A 16,724-nucleotide genomic window follows, 5' to 3' on the forward strand; every position below is an offset into this window, starting at 1 on the left:
ATCATTGGCCAATCACGACATGAGAAAGACTTGGTATTGTGTTTGATGCGTATTTTGGCGCGATGTGTAGAAGTTCTTAGGCAGTTTGACTTCCCGTTAAAGGGACGGAGCGAACTGTTTGAACCCCCTAGGGGTGAGTTTTGAGCGGAGACCCTTTCGTTCTTAGGGAAGGCGGACTGCCTTAGAACTTCTGCATCGTGACATCCAGCAACAAACATAATACCAAGTCTTTCTCATGGACCGGGGTAAGCCACGATGATGAACTAAATAGAAAATGCCTCTAACTCCTCCTGCATCTCCCGGAAGAATTCCGACGTATGCCACCCATCCATTGCCGCATGAGCAATCGTAAGCGTCAGTGGAAGTGTCAGTTTCCCGTTATCTTCTGTATATTTACCAAATGTAATAATCGGAAACAGCGCTACATGATCCGACACTATCGATGTCGCATATCCGGTATAATCCAGCCACGGCACACAAGAGATGCAGTAGAAATTCACCGGCTGTCCGGCTTTTGCTTTGACTCCCCGGACTTTCTTTGCAGCTTCTATATCCGTTTCGATTCTCTTATAAAAAGTCGCAAAGTCTGCATCATATTCGCTCCAACAGTCAGAAAATGTGTGATCTTCTTTGTGAAAGATTGTATAATTTGGATGCACAACATCCCACACTCCCAGATTGCCTTCTTCGTCCGTCATCATCTTCATAAATGGCAGGCGGTTCACAACATTTGACGTACACCAGATGAATGCCGCATAGAAATGCACTCCGAACCGGTCGCATTCTGCTCTTAATCTTGTTACATCCAGGCGCGCTGTCATACTGTAGTTTACTTTTAATTTTTCGGTATAATACTTATAGTGATCCTGACGTGACCAGGTTGACTGGTCGATTTTTCTATATGGTGGAAGACTCATAATGTCACCTCTTATTGTATATTATTTCAAATTGATATAAAAAACGCGCAAAAATAGCCGCCCCATGTCTGGTAAACTAGGCGACTATTTTTAATACATAAATTAATTATCAGGACTGACCGTCTATCGGCAACACCCTTTTTCTATAACTAGACTAACATCATCTAATGAATATGTCAATTTCTTATTTCATCCCAGAATGACTCCCCATCTCCCCGGTATTTACTTCCAAGAGCTTCCGCAATCGTCGCCGCCATATCTGCAAAACCTTTTCTGGTATGCAGATTCACCCCTTCTTTGATCTCTTTTCCGTATATAAGACAAGGCACATATTCTCTTGTATGATCCGTTCCGGTATATCCCGGATCACAGCCATGGTCTGCCGTAATCATCAGCATATCGTCGTCCCGCATATTTGCGAGGAATTCTCCTAACTGTTTATCAAATCTCGTCAGTGCTCCTGCATATCCTGCAATATCACGCCGGTGTCCATAGATCATATCCCCATCTACTAAGTTCACATAGCAAAGTCCGTCGAACTCTTTCTTCTGTATCTCGATCGTCTTTTCCATATTCTTTTCATTTCCCTGATTCGGGTAGGTCTCCGTCACTCCCTGCCCTTCAAAGATATCATAGATCTTTCCGACACCGATCACATCTTTTCCTTCTGCTTTTAATGCATCCAACACCGTCTGTCTCGGCGGTGCAAGTGAAAAGTCATGCCGTCTGATTGTCCGTTCGTAATTTGGCCATGTTCCGATGAATGGTCTTGCGATCACTCTTCCGACTCCGATATCTCCAGTCAGCATCTCTCTGGCAATCTTACAGTATTCATATAACTGCTCTACCGGAATTATCTCCTCGTGCGCTGCAATCTGGCATACACTGTCCGCAGATGTATACACGATCAGTGCTCCTGTCTCTTCCTGCTCCCGGCCATAATCATGAATGACCTGTGTCCCCGAATACGGCAGATTACACAGAATCTTTCTTCCCGTCCTTTTTGAAAATTCCTCTATGAATACTTTCGGAAATCCGTCCGGGAATTTCGGAAGCGGATCCGGTGTTACGATACCCGCCATTTCCCAGTGTCCGGTCGTCGTATCCTTTCCACATGATAATTCCTGCATTTTTGCAAAACTTCCGGTCGGATTCTCTGTACTTTTTGCATATTCCATACCATCAATCTGGTAGATTCCTATCTTTTCCATATTCGGAATATGAAGTTTCCCGCTGTCATAGCAGCTCTTCCATGTATTACTTCCGACATCACCAAACTTATCTGCATCCGGAGCTTCCCCGATGCCGGCACTGTCCAATACAATCCAGAAAATACGTTTCATAGAATCAGTCCTTTCGGTCTTTTTCTTTTATTATAAGTCTATATCATAAAGGCGTGCAAGATACAGGGATCTATAATTTGTCATTTTCCCTAATAAAATCACATTTTCAAATTATCCATTGATGGTAAATTCTTATCTTCTTTCTGTTCCAGATCATTTTCCGTAACCTGAACTCCCTGTTTCTTAGAAAGCATCGTAGATAATAAGATTGTCACAACTACTGCACAGATTGCCGGAATAAAGTTCTTCATCATAAGTGATGTAAGGTCTACTTTAAATGCCTCGGATACCGCAATCGTATTTGGATTCGGTGATATGATATTTCCGGCCTTTCCTCCTCCGATCATCGCAAGAAACAGCGCCTCTTTGTGATATCCGGACTTCTTTCCAATCGCAAGTGCTCTTTTTTCTCCTGTATGTTATCTTTTATAAAATATAAAAATCTATTTCAGACTTTATTTCTTTTCATTTTTTACCTGTTCTGCCTTATCTCCATAAACGGTATACTTGTTCCGCAGTATCCGCCAGGTTTCTCTTCGCATTTTCATTCTTCATGGCTTCTTCCAGCGTGGTAATGCCTCGTAAAACCGGGAAGAATGCGTCAATTCCATGCTCGTTGCATTCTCTTGCATCCCGTTCTACCGATCCTGCAAATGCAATCACTGTCTTTCCGTATTTTTTAGCCAGCTTTGCTACTCCGATCGGTGCTTTTCCCATCGCCGTCTGTCTGTCCAGTCTTCCTTCTCCCGTAACTACCAGATCCGCATCTTTGATATATTCTTCCAGCTGTGTCTCCTCCAGTACGATCTTGATCCCGGATTCCAGCACTGCATTGGTAAATGTTAAAAATGCGAATCCCAGTCCTCCGGCAGCTCCGGTTCCGGCCTGTTTTGCATTTGCTTTCGGAAATTTTTCTTTTGCCAGTGCCGCATAATATGCCAGCCATTTGTCCATCTGCATGATCATAGATGGCGTTGCTCCTTTCTGCGGTCCGTAAACAGCACTTGCTCCCTGCTCTCCACACAGCGTATTTGTTACATCACACGCAATCCGGAACTCACATTCTTTCAGTTCTGGTATCACATAGGTATCCGTGATCGTCTCCAGTTCTTCCAGACCTCTTGCACCAAATGGTACCGGCTGTCCATTCTTGTTCATGAATCCGAATCCAAGTGCCTGCAGCATCCCGATACCTCCGTCATTCGTTGCACTGCCTCCGATTCCGATGATAAATCTTCTACAGCCTTTTCCAATCGCATCTTTGATTACTTCCCCGACACCGTAAGTCGTTGTGTAAAGTGGATTCTTCTTTTCATCCGGCACCAGTGTAATTCCCGCTGCTCCTGCCATCTCAATTACTGCCGTCTTGCTGCTTTCAATGATTCCATATTCACAGACTACCGGGGTTCCAAGTGGTCCCGTCACCTGAATCTCCTGTTTCATGCCATTCATTCCGGCAACAAGCGCTTCTACCGTTCCTTCGCCTCCGTCTGCCAGCGGTCTGATCTGCACATCCACATCTGAATCTACTCTGTGTACTCCTTCTGTTACTGCAAGTCCTGCTTCCATCGAAGTCATACTTCCTTTAAATGAATCGATTGCTGTTACAATTTTCATAGTTTGCTTCCTCCTCATTTTCACAAATTTTCGTTATTTGTTTTGTGTTATTCACTGACTGTTTCCTACATCTAGGTCTTTTGGATTTATTCATACTATAACAAACTTTTCCAGTCATTTATATGTCCTTTATAACATATTTTTTTAAATTATGCTTCCATTCTGCAGGTTGCCGTGGGAAAATCCACTCCTGTTTTTCAAGTTCATCATTCTTATGAATCTGCACTTACCGCTATAAATACTCTGACAAATGCATCTAAAAATTTTGCACTTTTTGATGATCTGACATTGCAGTTAATTCTGTCTTCTGTAACCGACGACACCCGGAATCATTTTCTTCAGAAGACGATCAGTGGTCTTTCTACGCAGAATCTGGACATAATAAAAGTGTATTTTTCTGAAGATATGTCACTTATCAGAACTTGTGACAAACTGTATCTTCATAAAAATACACTTCAATATAAGTTAAACCGTATTCATAAAATAACCGGCCTTAATCCCCGGAAATTTCAGGATGCTGTACTTCTGTATCTTGCTGTGCTTCTTCGGACGAATCTATGATTCTACCTTTAATCACCGGCTCTATCGTCTGTTCCATCAGGCGATGGAGCAGATCAATACCTCCATTCTCCCTGATACGGGAATAGATCGGATGCTTAGTAACTTCTGTCGTGATGGATTCCATTCCTTCCATGATCAGAGCCTTACCGGGTGATTCGTACCATTTTATTTCTATATATTCCGGTGTTATTAATTTTGATGCTGATGTATCCTTAACAAATGTCACATATAACTTCCGCCTCATCGCTTCTTCCAGATACACTATTTCCACTTTCAGAACCGGATTATCATCCACATCAGAAGAGAGTTCTCCCTTCACCGCAACCAGATATGTTTCTCCATGAATGCTCAGTTTATTTTCTATATATTGATTCCAACCCATTTCCAGTTCTATAGACTCTTCGCCCTCCTGAAAGCAGAGGATCAGAGTCTGCTTCAATTCTTTCGTTCTCTTTTTATAGAAATTGATCTTCGATATACCATCCGTCATATTGTTGTGCATGACCTGCATAACCAGCGGAAAAAGTCCGACACTTGCCTGTTCCATCTCATAACATGTACCATCCAACAGATCTGTCAGTAAATGAATCTGTTGATTTTGTACTTTTTCTATTTCGGTCTGTCTTTCGCGGACTCTATATTTTGAGGAATTCTTCTTCCAACCGCCTTTTCCGATTATAAGGGGACTGTTATAATATTGATCATTCTTTAGTCTTTTTCCAGCCAGCCTTTCGGTCAGTTCCTGCAGCTTTGCATACGCAATTGGATTCTCCGGAAGGTTCTCTTTTGGCATCCAATCTACCGGGAAATATTTTCTTATAATATTCAGCATCACATTGTCCTGGAATAGTTCTTCATTTCCCGCATTCGTTACGATCACCATATCAACGTCCGGATAGATCAGCACATTCTGCCCAAGCATTCCATTATATTCAAAACTTCCCGGACGTTCTTCCATCCAGAGCTGATATCCGTATCCGTAAGTACCTTCTATACTATCTACTTTTTTCGTGACAGACGCCTCTGCCCAGCTTTCCGGAATGATCTGTTTTCCATTCCATTTCCCCTTATTCAGATATAGCTGTCCAAGCTTCGCCATATTCTCTGTATGCATGAAAAGTCCCCAGCCGCCTTTCGTAATTCCTCTCGGACATTTCTCCCACAGATAATCCGTGATTCCCAATAGCTCGAACAGTCTCGGCTTCAGATATTCATCCATCGGCATTCCGGTCCGTTCTGTTATGATCGCAGAAAGCACATATGAATTCAGACTGTTATACTGGAATTTTGTCCCTGGCTTTTCCGCCACCGAAGCATTCAGATAACTTTCCAGCCAGTCATTTCCGGACACAATTCCTGATTCATTAAATGTCACACCGCTTGTCATTGTCAGCAGATTCTCTACTGTAACCTCCGGCCGGAACATTTTCACCCAGGTACTTCCTTTATCAGAAAATATTTTATAAATGTTTTCTGACAATTCCAGTTTTCCCTCTTCTACCAGAAAACCGACTGCCATTCCGGTGATACTTTTGCACATCGAATGTGTGATATGCCAGATTCCTTTTCTGTACGGCGCAAAGTCTGCCTCACAGATCACATTTCCATGACGCAGCACCATAAAATGATGCATATCTGTATTCGGTGAATCTGCCAGTTCCTGTATCAGGTATCTCAGATGATCTGAGACTATCCCCTGGCTTTCCGGAGTCTTTCTTGGAAATATCTGTTGCTGATTTTTCGTTTTTTCTATATCCTGATCCTGTATTACCGGTACTTTATCATGCATATGCATTCCATTTTCCGGTTCCGGACACCTTGTTTTCTGAGGTACAAAATCCACCTTGCTGATTCCTTCTGTCTTTCCCAGAATCATATTGGTTACCATCTCTATTACTGCAAGCTGCTCTTTTGCCATAAGATCACCTCATTTTCATCATGTTTTCTTACTCTTATTTCTATACACAATCCGCAATTCTACTCTGTCCGCGGTTCTATATATGATGTAGTATAGCAAAAAAACCCGGACATCTATACTTCGATATCCGGGTTTTTCCGTATTTTTATAAATTTTATCTTTTGTTTATTCTGTTGCTTCTGCGGCTTCCTCATCGGCATCATCATCCGCCTCACTGTTGTGTACATACTGCAATGTAACAACTGTAGTCTCAGGATCAGTCATGACATCTACATCTTTGTCACTTGAAAGTGTAAGATCTTTTACCTTGATAGAATCTCCGACTTTCATGTTACTTACATCAACTTCTACCTTGTCAACCAATGCTGACGGATATGCCTTGAACTGTACTTCTTCCAGTAACTGCTCCAGTACACCACCTGCATCTTTCTCATGTCCGACCAGAACGATCTCTGCTACAGAATGTACTTTTTCATTACTTACAAGTGCCTGGAAGTCTATCTCATCTACCTGACCTTTTAATGGGTTAAACTCGACATCTTTAATCAGAACATTCATCTTCTCACCTTCGATGTCCAGCATTACCTGACTACCTTTGTGGCAAGCCTTAAGTAAACGGTCAACAGCTGCTTTTTCCATCTTAACCGGAACAGACTCTTTCATCTCTCTTCCGAAGACATTACCAGTAACGTAACCTTCTCTTCTTAATTTCTTTGCTTTGATGTCCATGCTTCTTTTTTCAGCTTTTAAAGTATTCATTTATCTTTTCCTCCAAAAATCTGATGCTTAGCAGCCTTCGCTTTGCGGTTTCAACGCTACAAAGAGGTTTTGTTAAGTAGGTTTCCTTTGTTACAGTCGTATTATAACACCTACAGCAGATAAAGATTCACCAAAAAGTTGATTTTTTTGTCCAGGTTTTTATGCATAATTTATCTACGTTTTTCCAGTTCCTCCGTCATCTCACCACGGATACTGTCCAATTTATAAAAATATGTCAGAACTGCGATCAGCACACACAGCACGATCGGGATCCAGATAAAGCAGATTTCAATATGCGTCAGTGCACGAGAGGTCTGTACCGCATTAGCTACATAGCCGCCTTTTTTCAGGAAGATTCCGATAATGAAACTTGTCAGTCCCATTCCGCCTTTTACGAAAAATCCCTGGAATGCAGCAATCAGTCCCATTCCTGTGTCAGTCAGTGCATCGATAAATTTTGTTACCAGCATCTTCGTACCTGCCGCAGCCGCCGTAATTCCAAATACATCGGTGTAAAATACCATCAGATACGAAGCCATCGTACTGAACACCAGGTTACATCCCAGATCACCGATTCCATAACCGATTCTTTTTGCCCATTTTTTCATATTAGAAGCAGGTAAATGCTCCGTCAACTACGATGTCTGAACCTATTGTAAATGAACTTGTATCTCCTGCAAGGTATACGCAGATTGCTTCAAGTTCTTCTGGTTTTCCCATTCTTCCCATTGGTGCCATCTCATTCCATTTTTCAATCAGTGGAATCAGTGTTGGTGAGTTCAGTGTTAACTCTGTTCCGATGTATCCAGGGCTGATACAGTTTACACGCACGCCGCGTTTTGCCCATTCGATTGCAAGTGATTTTGTCAGCTGGATCACTCCTACCTTTGATGCATTATATGCACACTGTGGCTGCGGTACATTTACAATATGTGCTGACATGAGAAGCTGTATTGATGATGGAACCTCCGCCATTTTCCAGCATATATTTTCCTGCTGCAATATCCGTTAAGAAGATTCCATTCAGATTAATATTGATTAATATTGATTACTTTCAACCACTGTTCATATGTCATCTCTTCTGCCGGTGCATTGATGCAGATTCCCGCATTATTATGGCAGAAATCCAGGCCTCCCAGTTCTTTTACAACTTCTTCTACATCTACCTGCTCTTTGTCTGTGCAGTCTGTCTGGATTGCAATGACTTTTCTGCGAGCTCTTTCGCCGTCTTCTTTGCTTCTTCAATGTCAAGGTCAACGATTGCCACATCAGCTCCTGCCTCTGCAAATGCCGTTGCCGTGCACTTTCTTCTCGGAGATTCCGATAACCTGGAAGAATTTTTTGAAAAAAAATCAGCCGGCGATACCGGCTGTATAGAAAGATGGGAGGATTATTTAAGACATCTGTCCATTCTGATCAACAACCTGCATATGGTTCTGGAGCATACCGTTATATTAGGCGGACATGTTGCTCCTTACTTTACAGATGAAGATCTCTGTGAACTACTCGGCAACTAAGTTACCAGAGCATCTGAATTCTGGCGGGATACCGCCTTTTTTCAGGGTGCGTCCATGACACCAATACTGCTTACCTTTCGGCTATGCAGCTACTTTTATTATTTCTGGATTTTTTAGTCCAGTTATGGACAGTTTCTTCTGCTTTCCGGATACGGAAAGATATTTCCGCAGGATATTGAAGGCGCCTATTGCATCTGCATTAAATCTTACTCCATTGGTTATATACATGCCCCGCTCTTTTCGATTTGATGCTTCTGCATATCTTTTTGATACCTCTGATGATAATGGGCTGCACTGACTTGTATAGCTTTCTTCCTGTTTTATCAATTGTATTCCATATAGTTTCAGTTTATAGTCCAGCATGATGTACAGTCTGTCATATGGCAGTCCGTGAAACTTTTGGTTGGTCTTATGCCCCATATCTTTTTCTTTACGAATATTTCGGATATCACCCACAACCACACAGTGGATATCTTCTTTTCTGCAATATTCTGCAATCCATCTGGTCACTTTGTGAAAGTAGTCTTTTACTGCATTCTGCTTTTTCCTATATAGTCTCTGGATATGTTTTGATGATTTTGGATATTTTATTCCTTTTTTCGATTGCTGCGCATACCATACAGACTGTACTCTGGCTATCTCTTTATGAAAGTATCTTTCCAGAGAAAGATATTTTCTTCCTAGAATAAAAGTCCTTCCATTTCCAGAATCATAACAGGTCATCAAATTGTGAAGACCAAGATCAATAGATAAATAATGTCCCTTCTGGGAAAGCTGCTCTGGTTCTTCAATCTCATAGATAACGATAAGGTCACATTTTTCATTTTTCGGTGGATAAATCCGCAACTGTTTTATACGATCCATGTCCCTGAAAATCTTATTTTCAAGATATAGAAATTTTTCATGGATCCCATATGTTTCTTCCATATAGCTTTTCAGATCCTTTGGCAGAGACAGCCGCAGCTGGTCTGAACCTTTCTCATGCCGGATTCCCATCTGCATGTATGTAACAGGTATATTGTCCTGTTTAAAACGGGGCGGATTTGGTTCTTTGATTCCTCCGGTCTTTTTCAGGACATAAAAAGATTTCCATGCTTTGTCCAGCTGTTTACAGGTTTCCTGCGCTGTCTGTGACGGAAGTTGTCTGTACCACAGATTTCCTTTATGTGCTTTTTTCTGATAGTACCAGTCAGGATACTTTTCCAGTCCCAATTCTTTATAATGATGACGTTCATAGTTGCAGATATTCCAGAGTTTGGAAGCTGCATAACACATATGTCCTATGATATTGGAATATTCCGGCCGAATTTTTATAGATGTTCTGTGCGACAGTAGCATTCTTCTTCCCCCCTAGACATTCTTGTGGATGGAGATTTACATTCCATCTTGAATTAATACGACTTGCTCTGATGTTCAATATAACGGCGGATATTTTCTTCAGATACAGATCCGATTGTTTCCACATAATAGGAATGATTCCACAGCTCTCCTTTCCATAACTGGTTTCTTATTTCCGGAAAACGTTCGAACAGTTTTCTTCCAGTGATTCCCTTCAGATACTTAACGATTGCTGTTATGGACAACTTCGGTGGAGCAGATACAAAGCAGTGGACATGATCACATTCACCACATTCGAATAGATGGACGGTAAATCCCTTATCCGCAGCAATCTGCTGCACCAGTTCCTGAAGATATTCCTCGATTTCTGGTTTTAATATCTTTCGCCGGTATTTCACCGACCATACCATATGGTAATTGATATTACACACGCAAGTCCTATAATGTATAAGTTTTTCTTTCATACACATAGTATAACATGAAGAGTAAAAACGCGCAATGAAAAATCGAACATATTTTCGGTTTCTTATATGCCGATTACGGCATTAATATCAAGGACAGGAAGATTATTATATGATTTTTAAGGTGCAGACATGCACAATCTTGCGCTTTCATCTCGGTAATTGAATTGCCGAGGATTCCCGCTTATTGTCCTAAAATCCGTCATTACGTGGCTGAGCGTTCTACCTTTGATGATGACACCAGTTACATCATTCCCGGCAAATGTCCTGGTGATACAGTAGCGATCGGAGCTGCTCTGCCATTTATCAAAGAATTTATCGACGGCATTTATCTTATATAACCTTAGATTCATTTATAAAATACAGAGAAGTTACCACCTGATTTTACAACTGGTAACTTCTCTTTTTTATCGCTATGCGTTCGTAAGGAAGTGGCAGGTCATGCAGATATTATTTTCAGAATATTTTGTCTTTTTATTATTTTTCACATTTTTTTCAGATTACCTATTGACATTTTCACTTTCGTGCGATATTATAATATCAACAAAAGAAAAGGAGGACGGACCACCAATCAGTTAAATCTTTATTTAAAATCTAAAGAAAGAGGTACAGTCCAATGCAGAGGACAATCTAAACTGAAAAGAGTCTAATAAAGAAAAAGGAGGACAAACCACCAGGAACGTAATTTAACATCATTTAAAAAATGATAAAAAAACAAATCGAAGAAAGAAAGAGGTATAATCCATTGGATGAAATATCATAAAAATCCATCGTATTTAAAAAAATTATTAAGTACGGTGGATTTTTTATGCTTCTGTTTATTTTTATTTCTAACTAATGTACTCGGTTACCTGATCATCTCGACCTCCTGAAATGCCTTGATAAATTGTTTCTTTCCGTAATTTGGAAATTCTACTTCTACCATCATATCGTCTTCCGATGTCACAATACCGGTTCCATATTTGGGATGTATCGCTTTTTGTTCCTGAACATTTTCTGTTTTCTCGGATTCCGTTTTTTGTTCCTGAACATTTTCTGCTTTCTGTGCTTCTGCTTTTCGGATTTCTTCTTTTGCCCTTCTCGTTAGTTCTTTAAGATTTGTCCGCTTTTCTTCATCACTGCGTATTTCTTTCCACTCAAGTAATTCCTCCGGGATCATTTTCAGATAATTACTGTAACTGCCCAATACCCCCGGTTCTCCCGGATTCGTGTAATAAGAAAGTTCCAGGTGATTTCTTGCACGCGTGATCCCTACAAAGAATAATCTCCGTTCTTCCTCTTCCTGATCAAAACTACTGCATCTGATCGGCAGCAGTCCCGGATTTACTCCGATAATGAATACCGTATCAAATTCCAGCCCCTTCGATGCATGTAATGTCATGAGTTTTACTCTGCCGCCTGCTTCTTCCTTCTCAGCAGACTCTTGCGTATCCTCTGGACTTTCTATTGTTCCGAGTGCCACCCCATTCAGGAATTCCCGGATTCCGTCTGACATATTCAGCTTCTTTTCCCTGCTATATGTACAGATCTGATTCAGAAAATCCAATACCTGCTTTGCATCTTGCTGATAATCTGCAGAGGTAGGGTGCAGTGCTTCTTTCAATCCAAGCGAATCAAATATATCTTCTCCTGACAATACTTCTTTCTCTGTATAAAACAGCATCATATTCTTATATATATCAGATTTCTCTGTCTTGTGATTCTTTATAATGTCTTCTGCTTTCTTTTTTGTGCATTTTTCTCCGAACCTTTTATCCATCAATACCTGCATTCCCGCCTGTATATCGTCCGGATGCGTCGCAAATCTTAAGACATACATAAGCCAGTTCAATACAGGAATATCTTTCCACGACTTTTTCACCGATACTTCATATGGAATATTCTGTTCTGCAAACATCTTTTCCAGGATTTCTGCCTGTTTTTGCAGCCTGTAAAATACTGCAATATCCCTGTATTCCTTCCCTTCCTGATGAAGTGTCCAGATCTTGTCTGCCAGATACATTGCTTCCTGAAACGGATCATAATGATTCCTTATCTGAATCTTCTCCCCGCATTCATTACTGCCTTGAATCTTTCCGCCAAATTGAAGGAAACGGTTTGCCGCCTCCAGAATGGATGCATTCGATCGGTAATTAACCGGAAGTGAAAGTTCTTTTGCCTGAAACCTGTTCTTTAACAGGAAAAACATATTCTGAGTTGTCCCGCGGAAACTATAGATCACCTGATTTGGATCTCCTACTGCAAAGATTTTCGTCTCCGGTCCTTTTAATGCTTCCAGAAATTCCAGCTGTGACCGGTCACTGTCCTGTACTTCATCCACAATAATCCATTCTGGCCGAGAATTTTTCCCCATTTTCAGAAGTCTTGTCCCCTCTTCCAGCAGATCGGAAAAGCTCATTTTATTCTCTTTCTTCTTTTCCTTTTGCAAAAGAGGATATAACCGAAACAGTTCATCCTTATAGCGGCTGGTTACTTTTCCGGCCTTATAATTTGGATATTCCTGCTCCAGTCTTTTTTTCAAACGGTTTTTATACTTTACTTTCAGACTATATTCTGCAATCAGACAAAGCGCCAGTTCCTGTTCCTCGTCCGGATCTATAATTTCAAACTCCGAAGTCCATTCTTCCGGTGCCATGCTGCTATTTTCCACTGTATGAGCTATTTCTCCATTCTCTGCTTTTGCCTGTAACAGTGTATTTTTCAGCATCCGCATGGCAACACTGTGGAATGTTCCAAAAAACTGCACCTGTTCTTCCGTAAGTCCCGGTTCTTTTTTCTTCAGACGTTCAATAATCTCTCCTGCTGCCTTATTCGTAAATGTCAGCACCACCATCTTCTCAAGCGGAATCTTCTTTTCATAATGCAAATATAAAATTTTCGCGATCAGTACGGTCGTCTTCCCACTTCCTACATTGGCATTTACAATACATGCATCATTTTCATCTGTCACTGCTTCCATCTGATAGGAATTCAACCAATTCCATTCTTCCTTAAAATCCATTCCTGTCACCTAAAATTTATCTTCGTATCGTCGTTTTAACTTGCCTTCTGTCTTTTTCTTTCGCTCCATGTCCTCTTCTGTACGGACAACAATCTCCATATCCTGTGGACATACTGCGTGAAATTTTAATATGTTTTTGATACTTTTCGCATTCTCCGGTATCTTCAGCCAGTCCTCATAAAAGTAACTGTCCACGATCAATATCAGATTATGCTTCTCTATTTCTACTCGTTTTGCGGTCTTCAGAAATGCGCCGCCACTCTCTCCATTCTTAATCACTGTCTCACAGAATTCGTTCCATTTCTCCGGAAGTTTAAAGAATGAATACTGTTTGTGAACACCCGGACGCTCTTCTTCTACCTGCTTTTTTACATATTCCGGAGCTTCCAGCCTTTCCTTCAGGCTTCTAAGTCCCCATAACACCATCTTCTTACTTAATGTATAGTCTCCCACACAGGCCGGACAGCCATCCTCACAGGAACATCCCTTCACCATCTGAATCGCATGGTCGATCACCTCTGGGATCAATTCATAAATTTTCTCTGAATATCCAAGACCACCTTCATACTTATCATAAATGAATAATGACACCACTTCGTGTCCTTCTGATTCTCCGCTGCCAGAATCCACATATCCCTGCACGGTCGCATTATTAGACATTCCTGTATTGATATCATCACGTTCCGTCATCGTCACCATCATCGCAGCGTTCTTTATCGCATTTTGCAAGCCTTCGAAGTGATTATTCAATACAAGTTCTCCTGCCCCATTCGGCAACAGCAGACTTCTGTATACGCGCACCACATCCTCCGGAATATCAATCCATGCACTTTCTGTATCATAATCCTTCTGAAGCGATTGTGTCAGTGATACATACCCAAGATTCTGATGATTATGAAATTGTAATTTCTTGAACATTGAAATCACTTCGTCTACATTAATATCTCCGAAATGTATCTTCGTTCTTTCCACTGTTTTTTCCTGAAAAGTCTGAAGGATCCGGATGTCTTCGGTTCCTGCCGGGACTGTATAATAATTTCCTTCAAATGGTTTCGCCGTTGCTGTCCTGCTTACCAGATCCAGTTTCAGAACCTCATACAATGCACCGTCATGCATATAGACTGCTCCCGGATGTAATTCATGATAGGCCTGCGACTCATCCATCTCTGTAATCTCACGATTCTCATTATCCAGAATTAATTTGAATCTCGTCTTATCCATATTTCTCAGACTGTAATCCCCTGCGGGAAATGCAGGACCCGACCAGGCAAATCTCCCGGCCATACTTTTTACTTCTTCTGCTTTCATCAGAACAGGAATGATCTCACCAAGACTCGGAAACAATGCTGCATCATCCAGACTCAGTGGAAGTTCTGCCGCTGCCGCACGGATATGTGCCAATTCAATCAGCAGATTATCCGGGTCTACGATCGCATTTTCACTTTTTCCTTCAAAAAGCCACCCCGGTTCCACTGCAATGTACTGGTCAAATGGCTGATTTTCAAGAATCAGGTAATTCACACAGGTCTGTCCGTTTCTCCCTGCACGGCCACTCTGCTGCCAGAATGATGCCCGCGTCCCAGGATATCCGACGATCACCGTCGTATCCAGGCTTCCGATATCAATTCCAAGTTCCAGTGCATTAGTCGACACCAGTCCGTTCAGTTCCCCGGACATCATCTTCCGCTCAATTTCTTTTCGTTCCAGAGGTGTGTACCCGCCTCTGTATCCGGCAATTTTTCTGCTATCTGCCTGACTTAAGAAACCTGCCGCATCCAACTTGTCTCTTGCCTCTTTCAAAATAACTTCTACCGTTCGTCTGGATTTTCCAAATGCAATAAAATGCCTCTGCTCTTTTACCAGATCCGGAAGCATATCTGCCGCGACCGTAGACGCCGCATACCTTCCATAAACCTTGTCGTTATGCCCTTTGATCTCCGGCGGCTGGATAATTCTATATTCCCTGACCGGTGATGGAGATCCATCCTTCTCAATCAGAGAAAATGCAGTGCCACATACTTTTTTTGCAAGTTCTACCGGATTGGCGATTGTCGCGGAACTGCATAAAAACTGAGGGCTTGAATGATAATACTGGCATATTCTGTACATCCGCCTGAAAATATTCGCAAGATGGGCACCAAATGCGCCCCTGTAACTGTGTAATTCATCGATCACAATATATCTCAGATTTGCAAAGATAAAGTCAAACCCATACTTACTGTGATTCGGAAGAAATGCAGAGTTCAACATTTCCGGATTCGTTAATATAATATTCGCACTCTTTCTGATGCGGCTGCGCTCTGCGGGCATCGTATCTCCGTCATAGACTCCTGCCTGAATCTTCCCTTCTCCGAAATATTCCAGTACCGGCTGCAATGAACGGTACTGATCACTCGCCAGCGCTTTCGTCGGATAGACGAAAATCGCTCTTGTGAGTGGATCTTCCAATATCTTCTGCAGGACAGGAATAAGAAATGCCAGCGTTTTTCCGCTGGCAGTCGATGTCGTGATCACTGTATTCTCTCCCCGTCCGGCCTTTTCAAACATTTCCGTCTGATGCGTATAAAGAGCATTAATCCCCTGTTTTCTGAGATATTCCTTTATTTCATCATTCATAGTATCCGGAAATTCTGCATAGGAAGCTTTCCTTTCCGGCACAATGCGCATATATGCCGTCATATCTTCGATTGACATCTTTTCATCCTTCTTCATTCTTACTCCTCGTATTCAAACTTACGAATCTCACAATTCTTGATACCGAACCTTGCAAATTCATCATTCGTCATATCACAAAAATAAGACTGTATCGCTCTTGAGATCCCGTTATGTGCAACCAGAAGATATGTCTTCTGATCTGATTCTTTCTTAATATCATCGAGCAGATCATAGATTCGGTGGCAAAGCTTCAGCATCGATTCGCCGCCTTCATAAGAATTAATAAAATTAGCCTTAGCCTTCTGGAATTCCTCTCCATTTCTCGGCGTACCTTCGTATTTTCCAAAGTTTTGTTCTTTTAGGCGCATTTCTTCACGCATCGGGATCCCGGTTACCTCGGATACATGTCTGGCGGTCTCCTTTGCCCTGATCAATGGTGAATACAATATCTCATCAATCTGAATTCCCTGCTCCAGAATTGCCTGCCCCAGTTCTTCTGCCTGCTGATGGCCAAGTTCTGTCAATTCAATATCCGTTGCTCCGCAAATCTTATTCTCTACATTCCAGACTGTCTGTCCGTGTCTTGCAAAATAAAAATGTCCCATTCTGTTCCCTTTCTACTCGCTTTCTCTGCACC

16 protein-coding genes are annotated in these 16,724 nt (G+C 41.6%); 2 read left to right on the forward strand and 14 right to left on the reverse strand.

All coding sequences use genetic code 11. From position 1 onward, the window contains the following. Nucleotides 1-263: 263 nt before the first annotated feature. From NCY30_RS06315 to NCY30_RS06330, 4 genes are all read right to left on the reverse strand, one after another. Nucleotides 264-917, reverse strand: coding sequence for a chloramphenicol acetyltransferase (locus NCY30_RS06315; RefSeq protein WP_250818567.1), 654 nt, complete (start codon nucleotides 915-917; stop codon nucleotides 264-266). A gap of 176 nt (nucleotides 918-1,093) precedes the next feature. Next, nucleotides 1,094-2,260: a phosphopentomutase gene (locus tag NCY30_RS06320; RefSeq protein WP_250818568.1), complete on the reverse strand. Its 1,167-nt coding sequence runs from the start codon at nucleotides 2,258-2,260 to the stop codon at nucleotides 1,094-1,096. Nucleotides 2,261-2,358: 98 nt separating this feature from the next. Further along, a complete protein-coding gene (locus NCY30_RS06325; RefSeq protein ID WP_055303676.1) occupies nucleotides 2,359-2,607 on the reverse strand; it encodes a hypothetical protein in 249 nt (82 codons plus the stop codon). A 139-nt stretch (nucleotides 2,608-2,746) separates the two neighbouring features. After that, a complete protein-coding gene (locus tag NCY30_RS06330) occupies nucleotides 2,747-3,877 on the reverse strand; it encodes a glycerate kinase family protein (RefSeq protein WP_118378314.1) in 1,131 nt (376 codons plus the stop codon). Nucleotides 3,878-4,282: 405 nt separating this feature from the next. Here NCY30_RS06330 and NCY30_RS15340 point away from each other — a divergent pair, with 405 nt between their 5' ends. After that, on the forward strand, nucleotides 4,283-4,438 hold the full coding sequence (locus tag NCY30_RS15340) for a helix-turn-helix domain-containing protein (protein ID WP_201831027.1): 156 nt from the start codon (nucleotides 4,283-4,285) through the stop codon (nucleotides 4,436-4,438). On the opposite strand, the gene NCY30_RS06340 is transcribed toward NCY30_RS15340, so the two are convergent. The 5 genes from NCY30_RS06340 to NCY30_RS15345 all read right to left on the reverse strand — a co-directional run bounded on the left by NCY30_RS06340 (nucleotide 4,371) and on the right by NCY30_RS15345 (nucleotide 8,311). Further along, nucleotides 4,371-6,356 carry a serine hydrolase domain-containing protein gene (locus NCY30_RS06340; RefSeq protein WP_250818569.1) on the reverse strand — a complete coding sequence of 662 codons (1,986 nt, stop codon included), beginning with the start codon at nucleotides 6,354-6,356 and terminating at the stop codon, nucleotides 4,371-4,373. The two genes, NCY30_RS15340 and NCY30_RS06340, sit on opposite strands and share 68 nt — an antisense overlap. Before the next feature lie 165 nt (nucleotides 6,357-6,521). Beyond that, nucleotides 6,522-7,115 carry a 50S ribosomal protein L25 gene (locus NCY30_RS06345; protein ID WP_006426084.1) on the reverse strand — a complete coding sequence of 198 codons (594 nt, stop codon included), beginning with the start codon at nucleotides 7,113-7,115 and terminating at the stop codon, nucleotides 6,522-6,524. Nucleotides 7,116-7,285: 170 nt separating this feature from the next. Beyond that, on the reverse strand, nucleotides 7,286-7,723 hold the full coding sequence (locus NCY30_RS06350) for an MFS transporter (RefSeq protein WP_195369370.1): 438 nt from the start codon (nucleotides 7,721-7,723) through the stop codon (nucleotides 7,286-7,288). Nucleotide 7,724: 1 nt separating this feature from the next. Next, nucleotides 7,725-8,090 carry an SDR family oxidoreductase gene (locus tag NCY30_RS06355; protein ID WP_250818570.1) on the reverse strand — a complete coding sequence of 122 codons (366 nt, stop codon included), beginning with the start codon at nucleotides 8,088-8,090 and terminating at the stop codon, nucleotides 7,725-7,727. A 53-nt stretch (nucleotides 8,091-8,143) separates the two neighbouring features. Continuing rightward, nucleotides 8,144-8,311 carry an SDR family NAD(P)-dependent oxidoreductase gene (locus NCY30_RS15345; protein ID WP_250818577.1) on the reverse strand — a complete coding sequence of 56 codons (168 nt, stop codon included), beginning with the start codon at nucleotides 8,309-8,311 and terminating at the stop codon, nucleotides 8,144-8,146. Here NCY30_RS15345 and NCY30_RS06365 point away from each other — a divergent pair. Continuing rightward, the gene (locus NCY30_RS06365; RefSeq protein ID WP_237999045.1) at nucleotides 8,231-8,632 is read left to right on the forward strand and encodes a hypothetical protein; all 402 of its coding nucleotides are present in this window, start codon (nucleotides 8,231-8,233) and stop codon (nucleotides 8,630-8,632) included. The two genes, NCY30_RS15345 and NCY30_RS06365, sit on opposite strands and share 81 nt — an antisense overlap. Nucleotides 8,633-8,713: 81 nt before the next feature. Here the strand turns inward: NCY30_RS06365 and NCY30_RS06370 are convergent, their stop codons facing one another. From NCY30_RS06370 to NCY30_RS06390, 5 genes are all read right to left on the reverse strand, one after another. Next, nucleotides 8,714-9,970 (reverse strand): RNA-guided endonuclease InsQ/TnpB family protein, encoded by a 1,257-nt coding sequence (locus tag NCY30_RS06370; protein WP_171054404.1) that lies wholly within the window; start codon nucleotides 9,968-9,970, stop codon nucleotides 8,714-8,716. 53 nt (nucleotides 9,971-10,023) lie between these two features. Next, a complete protein-coding gene (tnpA, locus tag NCY30_RS06375; protein ID WP_416387791.1) occupies nucleotides 10,024-10,434 on the reverse strand; it encodes an IS200/IS605 family transposase in 411 nt (136 codons plus the stop codon). Between the two features lie 844 nt (nucleotides 10,435-11,278). Then, nucleotides 11,279-13,432, reverse strand: coding sequence for an ATP-dependent helicase (locus NCY30_RS06380; RefSeq protein ID WP_195369369.1), 2,154 nt, complete (start codon nucleotides 13,430-13,432; stop codon nucleotides 11,279-11,281). A gap of 9 nt (nucleotides 13,433-13,441) precedes the next feature. Then, complete coding sequence (locus NCY30_RS06385) at nucleotides 13,442-16,144, reverse strand: DEAD/DEAH box helicase (RefSeq protein WP_250818571.1); 2,703 nt, start codon at nucleotides 16,142-16,144, stop codon at nucleotides 13,442-13,444. A gap of 2 nt (nucleotides 16,145-16,146) precedes the next feature. Then, a complete protein-coding gene (locus NCY30_RS06390; protein WP_022415758.1) occupies nucleotides 16,147-16,692 on the reverse strand; it encodes a histidine phosphatase family protein in 546 nt (181 codons plus the stop codon). Nucleotides 16,693-16,724: the final 32 nt, after the last annotated feature.

Source organism: Dorea sp. MB18-49, from assembly GCF_023669465.1.
Lineage (GTDB): Bacteria > Bacillota > Clostridia > Lachnospirales > Lachnospiraceae > Dorea_A > Dorea_A longicatena.

Excerpts from the sequence above, each read along its gene's own strand:
- NCY30_RS06315 (WP_250818567.1), bottom strand. The coding sequence starts at position 917 with ATGAGTCTTCCACCATATAGAAAAATCGACCAGTCAACCTGGTCACGT.
- NCY30_RS06320 (WP_250818568.1), bottom strand. The coding sequence starts at position 2,260 with ATGAAACGTATTTTCTGGATTGTATTGGACAGTGCCGGCATCGGGGAA.
- NCY30_RS06325 (WP_055303676.1), bottom strand. The coding sequence starts at position 2,607 with ATGATCGGAGGAGGAAAGGCCGGAAATATCATATCACCGAATCCAAAT.
- NCY30_RS06330 (WP_118378314.1), bottom strand. The coding sequence starts at position 3,877 with ATGAAAATTGTAACAGCAATCGATTCATTTAAAGGAAGTATGACTTCG.
- NCY30_RS15340 (WP_201831027.1), top strand. The coding sequence starts at position 4,283 with ATGTCACTTATCAGAACTTGTGACAAACTGTATCTTCATAAAAATACA.
- NCY30_RS06340 (WP_250818569.1), bottom strand. The coding sequence starts at position 6,356 with ATGGCAAAAGAGCAGCTTGCAGTAATAGAGATGGTAACCAATATGATT.
- NCY30_RS06345 (WP_006426084.1), bottom strand. The coding sequence starts at position 7,115 with ATGAATACTTTAAAAGCTGAAAAAAGAAGCATGGACATCAAAGCAAAG.
- NCY30_RS06350 (WP_195369370.1), bottom strand. The coding sequence starts at position 7,723 with ATGAAAAAATGGGCAAAAAGAATCGGTTATGGAATCGGTGATCTGGGA.
- NCY30_RS06355 (WP_250818570.1), bottom strand. The coding sequence starts at position 8,090 with ATGGCGGAGGTTCCATCATCAATACAGCTTCTCATGTCAGCACATATT.
- NCY30_RS06365 (WP_237999045.1), top strand. The coding sequence starts at position 8,231 with ATGGCAGAAATCCAGGCCTCCCAGTTCTTTTACAACTTCTTCTACATC.
- NCY30_RS06370 (WP_171054404.1), bottom strand. The coding sequence starts at position 9,970 with ATGCTACTGTCGCACAGAACATCTATAAAAATTCGGCCGGAATATTCC.
- tnpA (WP_416387791.1), bottom strand. The coding sequence starts at position 10,434 with ATGAAAGAAAAACTTATACATTATAGGACTTGCGTGTGTAATATCAAT.
- NCY30_RS06380 (WP_195369369.1), bottom strand. The coding sequence starts at position 13,432 with ATGGATTTTAAGGAAGAATGGAATTGGTTGAATTCCTATCAGATGGAA.
- NCY30_RS06385 (WP_250818571.1), bottom strand. The coding sequence starts at position 16,144 with ATGAAGAAGGATGAAAAGATGTCAATCGAAGATATGACGGCATATATG.
- NCY30_RS06390 (WP_022415758.1), bottom strand. The coding sequence starts at position 16,692 with ATGGGACATTTTTATTTTGCAAGACACGGACAGACAGTCTGGAATGTA.